Genomic DNA, 1,060 nt, shown 5'->3' with positions numbered 1-1,060 from the left:
GCGTGGTTCGTAGCTGGTGAGGTGTTCACGGTCAGTCCCTATCGGAGGAGCCAGGCCTGCGACTTGTCGATTGTCGACGATAAGAATATTGTCGACCACTGTCAACGGGCCCGAACTTCCCTCATGCCCACTCTGCGGAACCCTCGAGAAGGGCCTGACCCGCGCGCCGCGGGTTCACAGCGGACGGCACTGGCAGGAGAGAGCAGCGGCCCGGGATCGACGGGCTCCTTACAGCTACAACGCCATCAACTGCTGTGCTGCCGTGAGGGTGGTGTGCCGGTCACGGCCCCGGGCGGTGGCTCGAGCACGGCGGGTGATGCGGGCAGGCCGAGTGCGGTCCTGGGTTGCTCCCGGTGCAGGGCCGGGTCCCAGGACATGGAAGCCGAGGCGCGCACGGCGCAGGACGAGGCCCGTGTGCTGCTGGATGCGCCGCGGAGCACGACCGCGCTGCGCGGGCCGACTTCGATCCGGGTTTGTCGAGGCACAGCCGCCGTACGCCGGGCGACATGATCGGTGATGACGCGTGCGGGAACCGGTCGGTGCGTGACGGGTGGACCGATGGGCATGTGGAGGCGCTGGACGCTATCGGCCGACTCGGGCACCAGCCGTTCCTCAATGTTCCCGTACGTCGCCCTCGACTCGGCTGCGCTCTTCATCGACGACGACCCCATCCTGACCTGTACCGGTGCCGCCTCTGGCGTCGACGTCTGCCTGCACACCGTGCGCAAGGACCACGGCCGCTCACCGGCGTGATGGAGCCGGCCTGACGCGGGTCAGTGCGGACCCTGGGGAGCGGTGTCGAGCCAGTAGGGGGTGAACTTCATGTCGCCGCTCTCTCCTTGCCAGTGCCGTCCGCGGTGAACGCGCGGCGCGTGGGTCAGGCCCTTTTCGAGGGTTCCGCAGAGTGGGCATGAGGGAAGTTCGGGCCTGTTGACAGTTGTCGACAATGTTCTTATCGTCGACAATCGACAAGATTTCAGCGATCAACCCCGGACGAGACCAGAGGTGTGCCTGCCGATGACTTCGACGCTGAGTCGGGCGATAGCCCACTACCCCAACC

General features: G+C 66.5%; 1 pseudogene. It reads left to right on the top strand.

Annotated elements, in window-relative coordinates:
- Nucleotides 1-615: 615 nt before the first annotated feature.
- Nucleotides 616-738: pseudogene (locus GTY47_RS32305) on the top strand (AraC family transcriptional regulator); the annotation flags it as partial.
- Nucleotides 739-1,060 lie beyond the last annotated feature (322 nt).

Source organism: Streptomyces sp. SID5464, assembly GCF_009862985.1.
GTDB lineage: Bacteria > Actinomycetota > Actinomycetes > Streptomycetales > Streptomycetaceae > Streptomyces > Streptomyces chartreusis_D.
The sequence above is the reverse complement of the archived record's forward strand: the minus strand, read 5'-3'. Positions and strand labels throughout refer to the sequence as shown.